General features: G+C 56.0%; 2 protein-coding genes. Both read left to right on the plus strand.

The genetic code is table 11. From position 1 onward, the window contains the following. Nucleotides 1–1,550: hypothetical protein (locus tag ACEW8P_RS25565; protein WP_373515895.1), on the plus strand; the 1,550-nt coding region annotated here is incomplete at its 5' end. A gap of 1 nt (nt 1,551) precedes the next feature. Continuing rightward, nucleotides 1,552–1,978, plus strand: a 427-nt coding sequence (locus tag ACEW8P_RS25570) for a twin-arginine translocation signal domain-containing protein (protein WP_373515896.1), incomplete at its 3' end; no start/stop codon positions are given.

Here is a 1,978-nt window from a genome sequence, read left to right on the forward strand (position 1 = left end):
GGCGCGACCTTTCCAACCGAAACCAAGAATATCGACTGGGTGGCCCAGTAAGTGAAAAGCCCGCCACGATCTGGAGCAGCAACCGCCTGATCGCCGCCGAAGTGCCTGGCGGAAGTATGGCCGTGTTCCCGCCCCCGCACAGTTTTTACTGGGCACGGGAGTCGGCCAAGAATTTGGGCTATAGTTGGTATCGTAAGGACAGCGATTCCACTTTCTCCATCGGGATGCAGCAAGCCGAAAAAGAAGACGAAGCCGAATTTTACCAAAACTACGCCCTGTACAACGCCCGGCCCGACACCTGGCAGCAGATGCCGCTCTTTCTATACGTAAGCCCCGGCGATGGCTCCGAAGCCATGGAAGCCGCGCTGGCCTTCACGCATCGGGATTTTTTCAAGCCCCTGCCCGGCTACAAAGTAATGGGATCACACTACCACGTGGGGCTGGTGGAGCGGCTGACGGAACTGGGTGGCCCCGACAATCGGCTCAACGACGTGGAGACGATGAAAAGCATCGGTGTGAATATTTACGGCGTGATCGACGGGGTGCGCGGTCCGGCGCGGCGAGAGACGGGCGAGGCATTTCTGGCCGCTCAGGCGGAGTACTACGATGCCGCCCGGCGGCAGTCGGACAAGGATTTCCTTGTGATGCCCAACGACGAGAACAGCACCAGCGGACGCCCCTACGAGCTGGGCGGACACCACGACCTGATGCTGTCGAAGCCGACCTTTTGGCAAAACGAACGCCAGCCCGGCCAGCTTTTGGTGGAGCAGCACCCAAAATACGGCAAAGTGTATAATTTAGGCAGCCCGGCCGACCTGATGGCCATGACCGAGCGCGAAAACGCCCTCATCTCCATGCCACACCCGCGTTCCAAGGGTTCAACGGGCTATCCCGACGCCATCAAGGACTCGCCACAGTTTCTGCACCAAAACTATTTCAGCCTCGGTTACCGCTGGGGCATGGGCATCGACGCCTCCGAAACGCGGCTGGGTGAGTACCGATTCTTGACCCTCTGGGATGAGGTAAATAACTGGATGGCAGCCCGTAACCTACCGCCGAAGTTTGCTCTGGCTATTTCCGAAGGACGATCCGACTACGGAGATCGTGGTAAGCCGCCTTACGACGACACCTACGGCCTGTCGCCCATCAACTACCTGAAGCTGGATAGCGTGCCGACGGTAGATGATATGAGTTCGGTCATCGACGCCCTTAAAAGTGGTAATTATTTCGCCACCAGCGGCGAGGTACTTATTCCATCATACACCTTAACGGGAACGGGAAACAAGCGCACCATCACCGCCGAGGTAGAATGGACTTTTCCGCTCGACTTCATCGAGCTGGTGTGGGGAGATGGAGAGAAGACCGATCGGCAGATCATTCCGACCACCGACCTGCCGCCCTTTGGCCGCAAGAAATTTATCCTCCCTTTCGATGCCACGGGTAAAAAATGGGTGCGTTTCGCAGCCTGGGACATCGCTACCAACGGAGCGCTGGTGCAGCCGATCAGCTTGATGCCTGTCACTCCTAATACTTCTAAACCAGCTAAGTGATATGCCAAATTCACGCAGGAATTTCCTTAAATCGGGAGCAGTCGCTATGGCTGGAGCCAACGCACTGTTTACCCCCGAATCCCCGCAAAATGTTCAAAACGAACCGGATTATGCCCGGTTGGATGCTGCGCTCAAAGAACCTGTACTCAAGAAAGACTTGTTTTCAAGCCCGGTTATCATCCAAAGTTGCGATTTGCTGGAATACAATGGCAACTATATCTGCCGGGTGCGCTCGACCGACGGGGCGGTCGGCTACTGCGTAGGGCATAACCTCCGAATGCCACACTTGTATTTGATGCAGGTGCTACTCGTCAACCCATTTTTTATCGGGAAAGACGCCCGGCAACTCGACCAGTTGATTGAGGGAGTAATGGTACATCAGAACAACTACAAGTACCAGGGCTACGCCATCTGGATTCCTATTGCCA

Origin of the sequence: Persicitalea sp. (assembly GCF_041751555.1) — a bacterium.
Classification (GTDB): domain Bacteria; phylum Bacteroidota; class Bacteroidia; order Cytophagales; family Spirosomataceae; genus Persicitalea.